Source organism: Longispora sp. NPDC051575 (assembly GCF_040681875.1).
In the GTDB taxonomy this organism is placed as follows: Bacteria; Actinomycetota; Actinomycetes; order Mycobacteriales; family Micromonosporaceae; genus Longispora.
In genome coordinates this window covers 1-15,153 of record NZ_JBFAZP010000004.1, presented here as the reverse complement: position 1 = coordinate 15,153, position 15,153 = coordinate 1, and the positions used below count along the sequence as shown (strand labels likewise).

17 protein-coding genes are annotated in these 15,153 nt (G+C 74.4%); 9 read left to right on the top strand and 8 right to left on the bottom strand.

The window, feature by feature from the left end; all coding sequences use genetic code 11:
- Positions 1-43: 43 nt before the first annotated feature.
- Positions 44-679 carry a TetR/AcrR family transcriptional regulator gene (locus AB0M43_RS11090; RefSeq protein ID WP_363723384.1) on the bottom strand — a complete coding sequence of 212 codons (636 nt, stop codon included), beginning with the start codon at positions 677-679 and terminating at the stop codon, positions 44-46.
- 58 nt (positions 680-737) lie between these two features.
- Between AB0M43_RS11090 and AB0M43_RS11085 the strand changes: the two genes are divergently transcribed.
- The 3 genes from AB0M43_RS11085 to AB0M43_RS11075 all read left to right on the top strand — a co-directional run bounded on the left by AB0M43_RS11085 (position 738) and on the right by AB0M43_RS11075 (position 3,445).
- Positions 738-1,031, top strand: a complete 294-nt coding sequence (locus AB0M43_RS11085) for a hypothetical protein (protein ID WP_363723382.1) — start codon at positions 738-740, stop codon at positions 1,029-1,031.
- Entirely contained in the window at positions 1,031-2,074 is a 1,044-nt protein-coding gene (locus tag AB0M43_RS11080; protein ID WP_363723381.1) for a methyltransferase domain-containing protein, read from the top strand. The genes AB0M43_RS11085 and AB0M43_RS11080 overlap by 1 nt, the downstream gene beginning before the upstream one ends.
- Positions 2,075-2,137: 63 nt before the next feature.
- Positions 2,138-3,445 (top strand): dienelactone hydrolase family protein, encoded by a 1,308-nt coding sequence (locus AB0M43_RS11075; protein ID WP_363723379.1) that lies wholly within the window; start codon positions 2,138-2,140, stop codon positions 3,443-3,445.
- A gap of 154 nt (positions 3,446-3,599) precedes the next feature.
- Here the strand turns inward: AB0M43_RS11075 and AB0M43_RS11070 are convergent, their stop codons facing one another.
- Positions 3,600-5,012, bottom strand: a complete 1,413-nt coding sequence (locus AB0M43_RS11070; protein ID WP_363723377.1) for an alkaline phosphatase PhoX — start codon at positions 5,010-5,012, stop codon at positions 3,600-3,602.
- A gap of 230 nt (positions 5,013-5,242) precedes the next feature.
- On the opposite strand from AB0M43_RS11070, the gene AB0M43_RS11065 reads away from it, so the two are divergent.
- Positions 5,243-5,644: a hypothetical protein gene (locus AB0M43_RS11065; protein WP_363723375.1), complete on the top strand. Its 402-nt coding sequence runs from the start codon at positions 5,243-5,245 to the stop codon at positions 5,642-5,644.
- A gap of 28 nt (positions 5,645-5,672) precedes the next feature.
- Here the strand turns inward: AB0M43_RS11065 and AB0M43_RS11060 are convergent, their stop codons facing one another.
- Entirely contained in the window at positions 5,673-6,149 is a 477-nt protein-coding gene (locus AB0M43_RS11060) for a VOC family protein (protein ID WP_363723374.1), read from the bottom strand.
- 111 nt (positions 6,150-6,260) lie between these two features.
- Between AB0M43_RS11060 and AB0M43_RS11055 the strand changes: the two genes are divergently transcribed.
- The gene (locus AB0M43_RS11055; RefSeq protein WP_363723372.1) at positions 6,261-6,632 is read left to right on the top strand and encodes a VOC family protein; all 372 of its coding nucleotides are present in this window, start codon (positions 6,261-6,263) and stop codon (positions 6,630-6,632) included.
- 11 nt (positions 6,633-6,643) lie between these two features.
- On the opposite strand, the gene AB0M43_RS11050 is transcribed toward AB0M43_RS11055, so the two are convergent.
- From AB0M43_RS11050 to AB0M43_RS11030, 5 genes are all read right to left on the bottom strand, one after another.
- A complete protein-coding gene (locus tag AB0M43_RS11050) occupies positions 6,644-7,252 on the bottom strand; it encodes an NIPSNAP family protein (protein ID WP_363723370.1) in 609 nt (202 codons plus the stop codon).
- A 60-nt stretch (positions 7,253-7,312) separates the two neighbouring features.
- On the bottom strand, positions 7,313-8,860 hold the full coding sequence (locus AB0M43_RS11045) for an acyl-CoA thioester hydrolase/BAAT C-terminal domain-containing protein (protein ID WP_363723368.1): 1,548 nt from the start codon (positions 8,858-8,860) through the stop codon (positions 7,313-7,315).
- Positions 8,861-8,999: 139 nt separating this feature from the next.
- On the bottom strand, positions 9,000-9,254 hold the full coding sequence (locus tag AB0M43_RS11040; protein WP_363723367.1) for a hypothetical protein: 255 nt from the start codon (positions 9,252-9,254) through the stop codon (positions 9,000-9,002).
- A complete protein-coding gene (locus AB0M43_RS11035) occupies positions 9,254-9,583 on the bottom strand; it encodes a winged helix-turn-helix domain-containing protein (protein WP_363723366.1) in 330 nt (109 codons plus the stop codon). Before AB0M43_RS11035 ends, AB0M43_RS11040 begins: the two co-directional genes overlap by 1 nt.
- Before the next feature lie 248 nt (positions 9,584-9,831).
- Positions 9,832-10,395 (bottom strand): tetratricopeptide repeat protein, encoded by a 564-nt coding sequence (locus AB0M43_RS11030; RefSeq protein WP_363723365.1) that lies wholly within the window; start codon positions 10,393-10,395, stop codon positions 9,832-9,834.
- A gap of 93 nt (positions 10,396-10,488) precedes the next feature.
- On the opposite strand from AB0M43_RS11030, the gene AB0M43_RS11025 reads away from it, so the two are divergent.
- The 4 genes from AB0M43_RS11025 (at position 10,489) to AB0M43_RS11010 (ending at position 14,954) form a co-directional block, all read left to right on the top strand.
- Positions 10,489-11,472 (top strand): DUF5937 family protein, encoded by a 984-nt coding sequence (locus tag AB0M43_RS11025; protein ID WP_363723363.1) that lies wholly within the window; start codon positions 10,489-10,491, stop codon positions 11,470-11,472.
- A gap of 69 nt (positions 11,473-11,541) precedes the next feature.
- The gene (locus AB0M43_RS11020; protein ID WP_363723361.1) at positions 11,542-11,970 is read left to right on the top strand and encodes a hypothetical protein; all 429 of its coding nucleotides are present in this window, start codon (positions 11,542-11,544) and stop codon (positions 11,968-11,970) included.
- The gene (locus AB0M43_RS11015; RefSeq protein WP_363723359.1) at positions 11,964-12,194 is read left to right on the top strand and encodes a helix-turn-helix transcriptional regulator; all 231 of its coding nucleotides are present in this window, start codon (positions 11,964-11,966) and stop codon (positions 12,192-12,194) included. The genes AB0M43_RS11020 and AB0M43_RS11015 overlap by 7 nt, the downstream gene beginning before the upstream one ends.
- An 84-nt stretch (positions 12,195-12,278) precedes the next feature.
- Positions 12,279-14,954 carry a hypothetical protein gene (locus tag AB0M43_RS11010; protein WP_363723357.1) on the top strand — a complete coding sequence of 892 codons (2,676 nt, stop codon included), beginning with the start codon at positions 12,279-12,281 and terminating at the stop codon, positions 14,952-14,954.
- Positions 14,955-15,153: the final 199 nt, after the last annotated feature.

The window sequence follows — 15,153 nt, the reverse complement described above, 5'->3', positions numbered from 1 at the left end:
CGGCCGTGGGCGGGTGCCCTGGGCGTGTTGGCCCGCGCGGCCCTCAGGCCAGGACCACCGCCGCCACCGACTCCACGAACCACCGCTCGAACCGTCCGGCCGCCCAGCCGCGCTGCCGGACCAGCCAGTCGTAGTTGCGGAAGTCCATCGCGAGCCAGAGCACGTCGGTGACGCCCTCGACGTCCTGGTCGGCCCGGACCTGCCCGGTCCCGACCAGCTCGGCGGCGAACATGCCCATGCCGCGCCGCCGGTCCTCGACGTTGCGCCGCCAGATCTCGGCCGCCTCGGGGTCCGCCGTGGCCGCCCCGGCCAGCGCGAGCATCACGTCGGTCTGCCGGGCGTGGGTCTCGACGAGGTGCCGGGCGTACCGCGCGAGCTTCGCCCGGGCCTCGGGCAGCGCCTGGATCTCGGCGACGAACGGCCGGTCGGGCAGCGCCACCGGCTCGTCGTCCCCGGCGATCGTGACGTCGACCAGTGCGGACAGGAGCCGCTGCTTGGTACCGAACACCGCGTAGACCGTCTGGACCGCGACGCCGGCCTCGGTGGCGACGGCGGTCAGGGGGGTGGCCGCGTAGCCGGGATCGACGAAGAGCCTGCCGGCCGCGTCCAGGATCGCCCGGCGGGTCCGGCGGGCCTGTTCCTGCCGCCCGGTCGCGTCGTACCGCCTCTTGACAACCACCGGAGTAGTGTAGTGCTCTATTGGATAGAGGTTCACTCTATTGAAAGAGGTGGTGGCCGTGCCGTACGGAGTGCTGCAGGAGATGCCCGGGGTCGACGAGGCCGAGTACCGGATGGTGGAGAAGCATCTCGGCCCCGACCGGCCGCCCGGGCTGCTCGCGCACGTCGCCGGCCCCGTCGAGGGCGGCTGGCGGATCATCAACGTGTGGCGGGACGAGGACGCGTTCCGCCGGTTCCAGTCCGAACGGCTGCTGCGGGCCGCGGGGCTGGCCGCCCAGGAGGACGGGTTCGACGCGGGCAAGGCGGCGGGATTCCGGTCCGTCGTGGTGACCGGCGCGGAGATGCCGTTCTGATGCCCGGCTACCCGCCCGGCCCTGTCGCGGGCCCATCCGACCTGGACCTCGGCCCGTCCGACCTGGACCTCGGCCCGTCCGACCCGGAGTCCGGCGCGTCCGACCTGGACCTCCGCCAGTCCGGCCCGGGGTCCGGCCAGTCCGGCCCGGAGTCCGGGCCGGTCCTCGGTGGCCCCCGGCCTGGGGGAGGGCCGTCCGCCCACGCCACCGCCCGAGCCCGCAACGCCGACTTCTGGGCCGGGGCCGCCGCCGGCTGGATCCGGCACGCCGACCGCCAGGACGCCCTGGGCCGGCCACTCGGCGCGATCGCCCTCGACCGGCTCGCCCCCCGCCCCGGCGAGCGGATCCTCGACGTCGGCTGCGGCTGCGGCGGCACCACCGCCGAACTGGCCGCCGCCGTCGGACCCACCGGCGCGGCGGTCGGCCTGGACCTCTCCGTGGACATGGTCCGCGCCGCCGCCGAACGGTTCCCCGGGCCGCGGTTCCTCGCCGCCGACATCGAGACCGTGCCGGAGGTGGCCGGCGCGCCCTTCGACGCCGCGTACTCCCGGATGGCCCTGATGTCGTTGGCCGACCCCGTGGCCGGTTGCGCGGCGGTCCGCCGGGCGCTGCGGCCGGGCGGCCGGCTCGCGGCGACCGTGTTCCGCGACGGGGGCGCGAACCCGTGGCTGGCGGCGGCGCTGCTCGGGGCCGCGCCGCACGTCGGGGCGCTCCCGCCGCTGCCGGTCGGCGACGAGCCGGGCCCGTTCGCGTTCGCCGACGCCGGGCGGGCGCGCCGGGTCCTGGTCGCCGCCGGGTTCGCCGAGGTCGGGGTCGAGGCGCACGACGTCGAGCTGCGCGCGCCGGACCAGCCCGAGACGGTCGCGGCGTGGCTCGTGGAGGTCGGGCCGGCGGGGGCCGCGTACCGGGCGGCGTCCCCGGGCCGGCAGGCCGCCGCGCGGGCCGGGGCGGCAGGACTCCTTTCGCGGTACCGGGACCGCGGCGTCGGGTACCGCCTCCCAGCCGGCCTCTGGCTGCTCACGGCGCGGGCGCCGGACCATTGACCCCGGTCGACGGCGCCCCTAGCCTGACTTCACTTAGGACTCTTAACTGAAGGTGGGGCTCCCGTGGACCGTCGTGCCGTGCTGCTGTCCGGACTCGCGCTGGCCGGAGCGGGACTGGCCGGGGCCGGCCTGGACCCCTCGACGGCCTCGGCGGCCCCCGGAGGCCCACCCGGAGCCACCCCGCCCGGCGACCCGACCGCCGCCCCGACCGCCGCCCCGACCACCGATCCGGCCGCGCCCGGCGGCCCCACCCTGCCCCGCGAATGGCTCCCCGCCCCCACCGGCCCCTGGCCCGTCGGCACCCTGTCCACCCGCCTCGTCGACCACGCCCGCCGGGACCCGTACGCCCCCGGCCAGCGCTGGCGCGAGCTGATGGTCCAGGCCTGGTACCCGGCCGCCACGGCCCACGGCCCCCGGGCCGCCTACCTCGCCCCGAAGGCCGTCGCGCACCTCGAAACCGGCCTCGGCGTACCCGCGGGCTCCCTCGCGCAGCTGCGCCCGTACGCCCGCACGGGAGCCCCGCCCGCGCGCACCGGCTGCCCGGTGGTCCTGTTCTCGCACGGCTGGGGCGGCGGCCGGACCAACGCGACCACGGTCGCCGAGGACCTCGCCAGCCACGGTTACCTGGTCGTGGCCGTGGACCACACCTACGACGCGGACGCGGTGGAGTTCCCGGGCGGCCGGCTGGAGACCTCCCGGCTGCCCGCCGAGCCGACCGCCGCCGACGACACCCTCAACATCGGGGTACGCGTCGCGGACCTGCGCTTCGTCGCCGACTGGTGCGCCCGCTGGCCGGTGGCGGACGTGACCCGGCTCGGCGTGCTCGGCCACTCCATGGGCGGCTCGGCGGCGGCGGACTGGATGCTGCGGGACCGCCGGGTGCGGTGCGGCGTGAACCTCGACGGCGCGTTCTTCGGCACCCGCGCGCCCGAGGCCGGCCTGGACCGGCCGTTCCTGCTCGCCACCGCCGACTGGGACCACGACACCTGGCCGCTGTTCCGCGCCCGGCACCGGGGCTGGGGCCGCCACCTGGTCCTCGCCGGCTCGGGCCACTACTCGCAGGTGGACCCGCCGTGGTTCGTCGAGCCGGCCGGGCTGGCCGACCTGTGGCCGGCGGACCTGTTCGCGGTGCTGTTCGGGACCATCGCGCCGGCCCGGTCGTCCCGGGCGGCCCGGACCTACCTGCGCGCGTACTTCGACCTGTGGCTGCGCGGCCGGCCCACGGACCTGTTCGACGGGCCGACGGTGGGCTTCCCGGAGGTGGAGGTGCGCTGGCGTACGGGCCGCCCGCACCCGGCCTTCGGCGACGGGGGCCGGGTCGCCCCGGGACGACGGGCGCTGGCGGGACGGAGCGCCGCAGCCGACCGGTGAGTGCCCGGCCCCGGCGAGCCGCCGCGTTCCCCGCCCCAGTGCCGCCGGGTTCGGCGATCCTGTGGCGCGACGGCCCGACCGCCCAGGCACACCCACCGGCATCACGAAACCGCCCCCCGCTCCACACGGGAGCAGGGGGCGGCGTCGTGGATTCCTAGTACACGCCGGGCGTGCGGTCCACCGCGCCCCACGGCCCGAGGATCGCCAGCACGTATCCCGGGGTCTGGATGTTCGCGAACAGCACCCGGGCGTCGCCGCTGAACACCGGACCGGTGAACTCGGAGTCGTTGAGCTCGTTGCGCGCCATCGCGAACGACTTGCCCTGCCGGTTCACGCCGACGAGGTGCGACACGCCGTTGCCGTCCTCGGCGAGGATCACGCCGCCGTACGGGGAGACCGTGATGTTGTCGGGGCCGTCCCAGTTCGCACCCTCGGAGTCGGGGTCGGTATTGACGCCGAAGATGGTCTTCAGGGTGACGGTCTGGGCGGCCGGGTCGTAGTACCAGACCTGGCCGTCGTGCTCGTTGATGTGCCCGTCGGACTTGCGGGAGAAGCTGGCGACGAAGTAGACGCCGTTGTCGGCCCACCACTGGCCCTCGAGCTTCTTGCTCCGGGTCACCTGGTCGGTGGTGAACTGCTTGCGCACCGAGACGGTCTTGGCGTCGCGGTCGGGCACGTTCACCCACTTGACCGAGTACTTCGTGCCCGGCACGGTGGCCTCGGCCAGGTTGGCCACGTGGTTCATGCCGTCGTAGCAGCTCATGGCCTCCAGGGTGCCGGCCGTGTCGCCACCCTCGCTGAGGGCCAGGTCGCGCAGGGCGCCCTTCTTGCCGCGCCAGCCGGCCGGCGGGGTCCAGCGGAAGTACAGGCCGAGCGGGTTGCCGGCGTCCTCGGTCTCGTAGATCTGGTGCGTGGTCGGGTCCACGGCGACGGCCTCGTGGGCGAAGCGGCCGAGGAACTTCAGCGGCACCGGGTTGAGGTTCGCGGTGTTGTCCAGCGGGTCGACCTCGAAGACGTACCCGTGGTCCTTCTTGTACGTGGCGTTGGCCTTCTGCTCGGTCTCCTCGCAGGTCAGCCACGTCTTCCACGGGGTGGTGCCGCCCGCGCAGTTGGTCAGGGTGCCGGCGAGGCTCACGTACTCGCGGATCCGGACGCCACAGCGGTCGGTCTCGATGTTGGTGGTGCCGCCCGGCGCGCCCGGGTCGTACGTCAGGCCCGGCAGGGCGGGCACCCGGTTGGCCGGGTTGCCGCTGAGCTCGTGGTTGTTGACGAGCACGGTGCCGTTCGGGCCGCGGAACCAGCCGGTGCCGTCCTGGGCGCCGGGCGTGAACTCGCCGGTCTCCAGCTTGGTGACGCCGGCCTGGGCGACGATCTCGTAGGTGAAGCCGGGCGGGAGCGCGAGCAGACCCTTCGGGTCGGCGACGAGGGCACCGTAGGTGCCGTCCGGGCGCCAGGCCTGGGCGGCGACGGGGCCGGCGATGGCTTCGATGCTTCCGGCGACGGCGATGCCGAGGCCTCCGACAGCGCTGGTGCGCAGCAGCGTGCGACGGGACAGTGGGGACGTCACGGTGGACACCTTCCAGTGGAAGCTCAGGGGTACTAGGAGCACCCAAGTCAGGGCTTCCGAACGCCCGGGCCGCAGTGGGTGAACCACAGGCGAACACGGGGCTAATCCATGGGACCATCGGGCGTTTCGGGCGTCCGAGTCAGTCCCGGACGGCTGGTCAGGTGGCGGGACAACCCCCGTCCGCATCGAATTGACCTGTCCGCACGGATCACTTACCGAAACGAGGAACCATGACGACCCGATGGCAGACCGCCCGCACCCTGATCGTTTTGTCCATGGTCGCCGCGGGGGTGCTGCTCGGCGCGGGCAGCCCCGCGGGCGCGGCCGGAGCGGCGGAGGCGGGGATCCTGGTCGAGTGCACGATCGCGGCGAAGGCGCCGTACGTGAGCGGCGGCCGGGTGGTCGGCGAGGCCACGGTGGGCTGTCCCGGGGTGGTGACGAACCTGGGCGTGACCGTGACGCTGACCCGCGACGGCGCGCTCCCGACCAGCGCCAACAAGTCCTGCCGCGCCCTGACCTGCACCGTCACGACGTCCGCGGCCAACCCCGCCGGCAACCAGCGGTGGTGCGTCTCGGCGAAACGCACCAGCCCGCACACCGCCACGGCACCCCCGGTCTGCCGCGCCCTCTAGAAACCAGTGCGGAGGGGTACGCGGGGGCTCACGTCCCCGCGTACGCGTCCCGCAGCGCCTGGACGTCGATCTTGCGCATCTGGAGCATGGCGGCCATCACCCGGTTCGCCTTCTCCGGGTCGGGGTCGCCCAGCAGGTCGACGAGTTCGCGGGGCACGATCTGCCAGGACAGCCCGTAGCGGTCCTTCAGCCAGCCGCACTGGCTCTCCTGGCCGCCGTCGGCGGTGAGCTTCGCCCAGTACCCGTCGACCTCCTCCTGGCTGCCGCAGTCCACCGACAGGGAGATGGCCTCGGTGAACGTGAACGCCGGGCCGCCGTTGAGCCCGAGGAACTCCTGGCCGGCGAGCAGGAAGCGCACCGTGATCGCCGTGCCCTCCGGGCCGGGGCCGGCGTCCCCGTACCGGGAGACCTCCAGGATCCGCGCGTCCGGGAACACGGAGGCGTAGAACTCCGCCGCCTCCTCCGCCTGGTTGTCGAACCACAGACACGGGGTGATCTTCTGCATGGGTCCGCTCCTCCGGTGGGCCGGTTCTCCGTCCACGCTAACCCCCGGCCGCCGGTCCCTGGCAGAATCAGCGTTCTGTCCGGAATATTCGGCCACGCCAGAGGAGACGGCATGTTCGCGGAGACCAGGGCGTTCAGCGGGTTCGCGGTCGGGGACGTGTCCCGGGCGAGACAGTTCTACGGCGACATCCTCGGCCTGCGGGTGACGGAGGAACGCGGCATGCTCACCCTGCACCTCGCGGGCGGCGGCGAGGTCGTCGTGTACCCGAAGGAGGGCCACGTCCCGGCCACGTTCACGATCCTGAACTTCCCGGTCGACGACATCGACAAGGCGGTGGACGAGCTGACGGCGCGCGGGGTGGTGTTCGAGCGCTACGAGGGCTTCCGGCAGGACGACAAGGGGGTCATGCGCGGCCACGGCCCGGACATCGCGTGGTTCACGGACCCGGCCGGCAACATCCTGTCCGTCCTCCAGCCCCGCTGACTCCCGGGCGCTCAGTGCGGTCGGACCGGTTCCAGTCGGAGGTGGCGGGGCCCGGTCAGGAGCGCGGCGGTCACGTCCGCCGGCCACGCGACATCACCCGGTCCGGTGCCGAACCAGCAGTACACGTCCTCGCCGGTGCGGACGGGTAGCGCCGGGAACGTGTTCTCCGCGTGCTCGGTCCGGTGCGGGGCCAGCGGTTCGGCCCCGGCGGCCGTCAGCACCGGGCGTAGCCGGCGCTCGAACAGGTCCGGGAACGTCGCCGGGTCGCGCGGGTGGCAGATCGTGGCCGTGACCAGCCCGGCCCCGGGCGGGGTGTCGAACCCGGGGCCGCGCAGCAGCAGTACGTCGTCGGAGTCGAGCATCGTGCCGTTGGCGGCGTCGCGGTGCTCCTGCCAGACCGGCCCGGTGTAGAACGCGGTGAGCGCGGCGGCCCGGGCGGCCATGTCGGGGAACGTCCGGAGCCAGACGAACCGGTCCGGGTCGTCGAGGTCGCGGTACCGGCCGAGCACCCGGATCCCGGCCGCCTCCTGGCTGGTGACGAACTCCCGCTCGAACAGGTCGATCAGGGTGTCCCGCCGCCCGGGCCGCAGGGTGTACTGCCGCAGTTCCACGATCATCATGCCCCGGACGCTACGCCCGACCCCCTGACATCCTCTGTCAGTGATCCCGCCGGGTCCCGGTCAGGGGGTGAGCAGTCCCCAGTAGGCGGCCCAGGGCAGGAACACCAGGCCGCCCGCGAGGACGGTGCCGAGCCGGGCACGGGCGGTCCGGTCCTTCCGGAACGCGACCGCCACCGCCGCGAGCGAGAACGACAGCACCACCGCGAGGAGTTGCAGCACCAGCCAGGGCAGCGGGCGCCCGGCGACGACCGGACCGAGGGCCCGGGCGGCGGTGGCGCTGACGTAGCCGAGGTAGCCGAGGCCGCCGAGCACGGTCAGGGGGCCGAGGACCGCGAGGATCCGCGCCGGTACCCGTCCGAGGGGCCTGTCCGGGGCGCGCCGGCCGCGCCGCAGCCGACGGACCAGGGCGCCCACCGGGTACGCCAGGAACGCGACCAGCATCAGGGCGAGCGCGCCGAGCTGGACGGCCCCCGACTCGTACCAGGCCAGGGGCCGCACCGCGACGCTGTCGGCGAACTGGGCGGGCGCCGGGTCCGCGCTGGTCTCCGGGGACCGCCGGCCCAGGCCGGTGACCCAGGACGTGACCAGGTCGACGTAGCCGGGGGCCGGTTCCGTGGCCCGGGCGAAGCCGTCGGGGGAGTGGTGCATGGTGTGGTCGGCCCCGGGCAGTACCCGGATGGTGTGGTGGGGGTTGCCGCCCCTGGCCAGGGCCGTGCCGAACAGCCGGACGCTCTCGCCCGGGGCCGTCGACCGGTCGTTGGCCCCGAACACGGCGAGGACCGGCTGCCGCACGCGTTCCAGCGGCACGACGGGATCGTGGCCGGCCGCGCCGAACAGGCCGGCCGCCACGAGCTGGCGGGTGAAGTCGGCCCCGAGCGGCCCGCGCAACGACGACGCGACCCCGGCGTGCTCCAGGTACGCCATGTTGCTCCACACCTGGGCGCGCGCCGGGGACAGGCCGCTCGCGCCGACCGTGACCACGAACCCGACCCGGTCCGACCGGCTCGCGGCCAGCGGGGCCACCCAACCGCCCTCGCTGCGGCCCAGGAGGCCCACCAGGGCGGGGCCGACGTCGGGGCGGGCCCGGAGCACCTCGACGGCGGCGACCGCGTCCCCGGCGAGGTCCTCGAACGAACGGAGGGTCAGCGAGTACCCCTCGGTGCGTTTGTCGTAGACGAGCGTGACGATGCCGGCGGCGGCCAGGAGCCGGGCCTCGGCCTCGTAGGTGGCGCGCGGGCGGGGACCGGCGTCGTGCACGATCACGACCCCCGGGCGACGGGTACCGGGTGTGGCGGCGCCCGGCGTGCCGGGGGAGGCGGGTGTGCCGGCGGCACCGGGCGGCGCCGGTGCCGGGGGCCGGCCGGGGACCGCCGGGGCGAACACCGTGCCCGGCAGGTCGAGGGCTCCACTGTGCACGGTGACGTCCGTGGCGGTGACCTCGGCCGGCGGCAGGGCCACTGACCTGGTCGGAGCCGTGACCCCGGCCGGCGTCGGAGCCGTGACCTCCGCCCGTGCCGGACTGGGGCCGGCAGGCGGCAGCAGGGTCGCCGCCGCGACCGCGACCAGCACGGCCGCGCGCCGTGACGCGCGCATGGTTGTGAACGACATGGGATAAGGTGCTCCTCGTCGGTGGGCGTACGTGCTTGTCCAGCCGCACCGCCTCGGCGGTACGGGTAGTGCGTTCTCTCCCGCGCCGGGCCGCCGAGTTCCCGCTCGGCGGCCCAACTGTCTTCCTGCCCGGCGACCGCTACTCGACGGCCGTCAGGACGCGTTCGATCTTCTCCAGCCTGGTCCGCACGTCGGCCAGCCCGGTGGCGAGCTCGTCGAGCCGGCGCGCGTTGGCCTCCTCGGCGAGGACGGCGCGGGCGGCCAGGCCCCGGTACTCGTCCTCGCGGGCCAGGGTCGCCCGGGCCCGCTGGGTGGCGAACAGTTGCCAGATGGCCACCGCCGCCACGCACGCGGTCAGGCCGACGACCCCCAGGATCAGAAAGCCGTTGTCCATCACCGGTCCCCCTTCTCGGCGCCGTCGACCGTGAGGGTCGCGACCGCCATCTCGATCAGCTCGGGCGTCAGCCGGACCGTGAACGGTGTGACTTCGTAGTACCTCATCGCCTTGCCGTCCTCCGAGAGTTCCAGCGTCGCCGACACCAGACCGGCCGCTTCGAGTTTGCGCAGGTGGACCTGGAGGAGCGGGCGACTGATGCCCAGTTCGCGGGCGAGTTGGCTGACGTACTCGCGCCGGCCGGCCAGGGCCGCGACGACCCGGAGCCGGTGCGGGTTGGACAGGGTCGCCAGGATCTGGACGAGCTCGTCGCCGGTCGGTTCCGTCACGTCGGCCCGCCTCCTCTCCGCACCTGCAAGTAGAAGTTTGCATGTGCTATCTGCGATTGTCAACGCGGAAGGGGGAGGGCGTGAGCCCTCCCCCCTTCGGGAGATCCGGACCGGCAGCCGGCCCTGGCACTTCCGGCCCGGCCTGGCGCTTCAGGCCCGACGCGGCGCGGCCGGCCCGGCGCGGCCGGCCCGGTGCGGGCGGTCTGGTCCGGCGCCCAGATCCGGCCCGGCCAAGGCCGGGGATCCGGCTAGGCCTCCTCGTCCGGCTCCACGAGCAGCCGCGCGTAGTTGGCCATCGACCGCTGGTACCGGGGCAGGTGCGGGGCGAGCGCCGCCACGGCCACCGACACGGCCTCCCGCTCCCGGCCGGTGTCGGCGAGCGCCAGGGCCAGGGTCGCCGCGACCGCGTCGCTCAGGTGGTCGGTGCCGAGGGCGCGCTCGGCGGTCAGCAGCCGGACGCTCTCCTCCGCCCGGCCCAGGTTCCGCAGCGAGCTGGACATCTGGATCACGGCCCGCCGCCGGCGCTCCCCGGGCAGTCCGGCCTCCAGCGCCCGGGCGTACAGCGGCACGGCCCGGTCCGAGTGCCCGGTGGAGTCCTGGGCCGCAGCGCGCTCGAACAGGGCCAGCCCGCTGTCGGCCGGCAGGTCCGCGACCAGCTCGTCGACCAGGGCGACGAACTCCTCCTCGGTGTGCGCGTCGATCGTCGCCCACAGGGCCACGCTCCGCTGCTCCCACTCGGCGGACGGTGCGGGGGTCGGGTGCGTCATGGTGTGCTCCTCCGTGGCAGGCCCGCCGCGCTGGCGGGTGATCATGAAAGCAATCCTGCGGGTACTGCTAGGGTCGGCACCACTGATTCGGCCCTCCCCGAATCTTGCCGCCCAGCGCGCGACCAGAAGGAGCGGGTCATGGCCGTGACGTTGCGGTTCGGCCCCGCCGACCTGCTGCGCTGCCGGTTCGGGATGTCCGCCGCGTTCGAGACGGTGTCCGCGATCCGGCTGACCTCGCCGGAGGAGGGCGCCGGGCACCACCAGCGCTGGCTGGACGCGGCCCGCCCCCGGCTCGCGGGCCTGGACCTGCGCCCGGTCACCCTCCTGCAACCGAGGCGCGGGTACGCCCCGGACTTCCTCGCCCCGCCGCCGACCGGCCCGCTGGTGCGGTTCGACGAGGACCTGGCCCGGATCGCGGCCACCCCGCCCGAGCGGGTCCGCGCGGAGATCGGGCTCTCGCTGCGCGACACCCCGGGCGCGGCCGACAGCCCCACGGGCCGGCTGCTGCTCGGCGACCCGGCCGAGGTGCTCCGGCTGCTGACCGGGCTGCTCCGGGAGGCCTGGCACGCCCTGGTCGAGCCCGTCTGGCCCCGGGTCCGCGCGCTGCTCGACGCCGACGTGGGTTTCCAGTCCCGCCGGCTCGCCGAGGGCGGCCTGGACCGGCTGTTCGCGGAGCTGCACCCGGCGCTGCGCTGGCAGGACCACACCCTGACCCGGGCGCGGGGCGACGACGACCACCGCGACCTGCGCGGCGAGGGCCTGCTGCTGATGCCGAGCGTCTTCAAGTGGGACCAGGTGGTCGTCGTCCTCGACCCGCCCTGGCAGCCGGCCGTCATCTACCCGGCGCGCGGGATCGGGGCCCTGTGGGAGCCGGCGCGCGGCACCCCCGACGCGGCCCTCGCCCGGCTGATCGGCCGCACCCGGGCGGCCCTGCTCACCGGGCTGACCGGGCCGGCGACCACGACCGCGCTGGCGCACCGGCACGCGCTCGCGGCCGGCACCGTGTCCGAGCACCTGACGATCCTGCGGGACGCGGGGTTCGTGGTGGGCGAGCGCCACCGGCACGAGATCCGCTACCGGCGTACCGCCCTCGGCGACGCGGCCACCCACCCGGGCCGCTAGCGTGACGCGTACCCGTCGAATGGGTCAAGAAAAGTAGACACGATGTCAAAGTTGCTTTACATTGAAGGCATGCCAACCGAAGAGAAACGCGCCTGGATCATGGTGGTGGTCTCCGCCGTCGCCTACGCGACCTACGCCGTCATCATCCTCGGCCGGGCGGGTCCCACCCCGCTCGCCGAGGTGCCGTACGTGGCCACCCTGCTGTGGACGGTGGGTGGCGCGATCGTCGCCTCGATCGCGCTGACCATCCTGGCCTCGATCGCCGGCCCCCGCGAGACGCGGCACAAGGATCAACGGGACAGGGAGATCAACCGGTTCGGCGAGCACATCGGGCAGTCCCTGGTCGTCGCCGGCGGGGTCGCGGCGCTGGCCATGGCGCTCGCCGACTGGGACCACTTCTGGATCGCCAACGTCATCTGCCTGGCGTTCTTCCTGTCGGCGGTCCTGGCGTCCGTGGCGAAGATCGTGGCCTACCGGCGGGGGTTCCACTCGTGGTGAAGCCGACCAGGGTGACCAACGCGATCCGGGCGTTGCGGTTCGCGCGCGGCGAGATGACCCAGGCGGAGCTGGCCGACCGGATCGGCGTGACCCGCCAGACCGTCATCGCCATCGAGGCCGGCCGGTACTCGCCGTCGTTGGAGATGGCCTTCCAGATCGCCCGGGTGTTCGGGGTCCGGCTCGACGACGTGTTCGGCTACCCCGACGAGGAGGTCGGCTCCTAGGGGTTATCCGGTTCCCGACAACTGTCTACTATAGACGGTGAAAGGAGGGCACCCTCCGGGAACCATCCCACACCAGGAGTCCTCGTGTCCCTGAACCGGAACAGACTCACCACGTGGGCCGCGCTCGTCGCGGCCGGCGCCCTCACCCTCCTCACCCCCGGCGTCGCGCACGCGGCCCCGCCGGACCTGCAGACCGCCACGACCCTCAACGCCGCCCCGCTCACGGTCGCCCTGGCCGCCGAGCAGAACGGCCGGATCACCTTCCCCGGTACCGCCGGTCAGCAGGTCGTCGTCGCCCTCTCCTACGGCACCTACGGCCCGTCGGGCGCGACCGCCCGGCTGCTGCTGCCCGACGGCACCCAGGCCACCTCCAAGACCAGCTGCGGGGCCAACTGCACCCTCGCCCCGCAGACCCTGGGCGTGACCGGCACCTACACGGTCGTCGTCGACCCGACCGGCGTCGCGGCGGGCTCGATCCGGGTCCAGACCTACGAGACCACGCTGACCGTCGCGGGCGCGGTGATCGGCGGACCCGGCGTGCCGGTGACCACCGTCGCGCACGGTCAGCAGGTCCAGATCCCGTTCACGGGTACCGCCGGGCAGCGGGTGTCCCTGCGCGCGGCCGGGGGCACGAGCGGCTTCGCGCTGTACGCCCGCACCGTCCTCGGCCCGGACGGCACGGCGGTGTACGACGTCAGCTACCCGTGCCACGAGGACTGCCTCGTCGGCCCGGTCGTCCTGCCCGCCGACGGCGTCTACGTGTTCCGGACGACCCCGTCGGCCCTCTACCCGTTCACCTTCACCCTCTACGACGTCGGCCCGGACGGGTCGGTGGCCGCCACGCCCGGCGGCCCCGCCGTCTCCGTGCCGTTCCCGGTGCCCGGCCGCAACGCCACGGTCACCTTCACCGGCACCGCCGGCCAGCGGGTGTCCGCGCTGCTCACCGACCAGGGCACCGTGCCGGTGAAGCTCACCGCGACGCTCTACTCGCCCAGCGGCGCCGTGCTGACCCCGGATCCGACCGGTTACCAGCCGTGCCCGCCCACCTGTCTGCTCGGGGCCGCGACACTGCCCGAGGACGGCGAGTACCGGTACCAGCTGGCGCCGACCCAGTCGAGCACCGGCGTGCTGACCGTCCAGCTGTTCCTGGTCCCGTCGACGGTCGTCCCCCTCACCGTGGACGGCCCCTCGGGCACCGCCTCCCCGACCGTGCCCGGCGAGCGTCCGACGTTCCAGTTCCCGGCCGTCGCCGGTGAGCGGCTGTTCGTCAAGGTCGACCTGCGGCTGTCCCCGTGGCGCACCACAGTGGACATCTTCGGGCCGACGGGCGCGTACCTGAAGGGCGCGGAGGAGTGTGGGGGCCGGCTGTGCAATCTGGAGGAGGTCCTGCCGACCGCCACCGGCACGCACACCATCGTGGTCCGCTCCGGGCTCGAGACCAGCCCGGTGTCCGCGCAGGTGTACTCCAGCCCCGCGTTGCCGACCGTGGCCGGCACCCTGGACGGCCCGCCGCTCACCCTCACCGCGGTCGCCGCCGGCCAGCAGGCCCGGGTGACGTTCAAGGCGCTGTGGAAGCAGCGGGTCGGCGTCAAGCTCACCGGGGGGACCTTCAGCCCGACCACCACCAAGGTCCAGGTGGTGGACCACAACGGCACCGCCCTGATCACCAGCTCCACCTGCGGCACGACCTGCTACCTGGAGGCGATCCCCGACTACTGGGCCTCGGACACCTACACGGTGATCGTCGACCCCGACGGCACCGACACGGGCTCGATCACGCTGTCCCTGACCGACGGCCGGGAGGTGGTCACCCCGACCGCGCTCGGCGACCCGGCCGTGCCGCTGGCCGTGGCGCTGCCCGCCCAGCGGGGGGTGGCCACGTTCGCCGGCACCGCCGGACAACGGGTGTTCCTCCAGCTCTCCGGAGGCACGTACGGCACGGCGTCCAGCGCGACCGCCACGCTGCGCAAGCCCGACGGCGGCACGCTGCTGACCAGCAACTGCGGTGTGTCCTGCGTGTTCGAGACGTTCACCCTGCCGACGACCGGGACGTACTCGGTCGCCTACGACCCGAAGTACGACCTGACCGGGACGGTGAACTTCCGGGCCTGGGCGGTCGCCGCCGACCTCGCGGGGACCGTCGCCACGGACGGCACGGCCACGGCGGTCAGCACCACGACCCCCGGCCAGAACGCCGAGCTGACCTTCCCGGGCACCGCCGGGCAGCGGATCGCCGTGAAGCTCTCGGGCGGGACCTACGGCGCGGCGGACACCACCGTCGTGCTCCGCAGGCCGGACGGCAGCACCCTGGTGCAGAACGTGTCCTGCGGGGCCAGCTGCTTCCTGGACACCCGGGTGCTGCCCGACACCGGCACGTACAGCCTGCTCGTCGACCCCGAGATCGCGGCGGTCGGCGGCATCACCGCCCAGGTGTACGACGTACCCGCCGACGTCGCGGTCAGCACGAGCCCGGGCGGCGGGCCGAAGCCGGTCGCGGTGACCACGGTCGGCCAGAACGCCGTCGTGTCCTTCACCGCCACGGCCGGGCAGGTGGTGACCGTCGCGGTGACCGGGGCGACCTTCGGACCCAGCACCGGGTACGTGCTCCGCAGGCCCGACGGCAGCACCCTGACCTCGAAGACCTCGGGCGGGGCGAACACCACCTTCGCGAGCGTGACGCTGCCCGTGGCCGGGGTGTACACCCTGCTGATCGACCCGGCGACGGCGGCGACCGGCACCGCGACGGTGACGGTCACCTAGGGGAGTCGTTCCGGCCGCGCGGGCCGGGACCGGTCCTGTGAGCGGGACCGTTCCGACCGCGTGCGCCGGGCGGTGGCGGGGCCGGCTGCGGGGCCGGTCGCCGCCACCGCGGGCCGCCCGGCGCGACGGGTGGCCCGGCGGGAGAAAGAGCCGTGGGGCCCCGGGTGCGGCCGGGGGGGCGGCCCCGAGTTGCCCGCGA

Excerpts from the sequence above, each read along its gene's own strand:
- AB0M43_RS11065 (WP_363723375.1), top strand. The coding sequence starts at position 5,243 with ATGACGACCCGATGGCAGACCGCCCGCACCCTGATCGTTTTGTCCATG.
- AB0M43_RS11030 (WP_363723365.1), bottom strand. The coding sequence starts at position 10,395 with ATGATCACCCGCCAGCGCGGCGGGCCTGCCACGGAGGAGCACACCATG.
- AB0M43_RS11060 (WP_363723374.1), bottom strand. The coding sequence starts at position 6,149 with ATGCAGAAGATCACCCCGTGTCTGTGGTTCGACAACCAGGCGGAGGAG.
- AB0M43_RS11080 (WP_363723381.1), top strand. The coding sequence starts at position 1,031 with ATGCCCGGCTACCCGCCCGGCCCTGTCGCGGGCCCATCCGACCTGGAC.
- AB0M43_RS11045 (WP_363723368.1), bottom strand. The coding sequence starts at position 8,860 with ATGTCGTTCACAACCATGCGCGCGTCACGGCGCGCGGCCGTGCTGGTC.
- AB0M43_RS11025 (WP_363723363.1), top strand. The coding sequence starts at position 10,489 with ATGGCCGTGACGTTGCGGTTCGGCCCCGCCGACCTGCTGCGCTGCCGG.
- AB0M43_RS11055 (WP_363723372.1), top strand. The coding sequence starts at position 6,261 with ATGTTCGCGGAGACCAGGGCGTTCAGCGGGTTCGCGGTCGGGGACGTG.
- AB0M43_RS11050 (WP_363723370.1), bottom strand. The coding sequence starts at position 7,252 with ATGATGATCGTGGAACTGCGGCAGTACACCCTGCGGCCCGGGCGGCGG.
- AB0M43_RS11020 (WP_363723361.1), top strand. The coding sequence starts at position 11,542 with ATGCCAACCGAAGAGAAACGCGCCTGGATCATGGTGGTGGTCTCCGCC.
- AB0M43_RS11040 (WP_363723367.1), bottom strand. The coding sequence starts at position 9,254 with ATGGACAACGGCTTTCTGATCCTGGGGGTCGTCGGCCTGACCGCGTGC.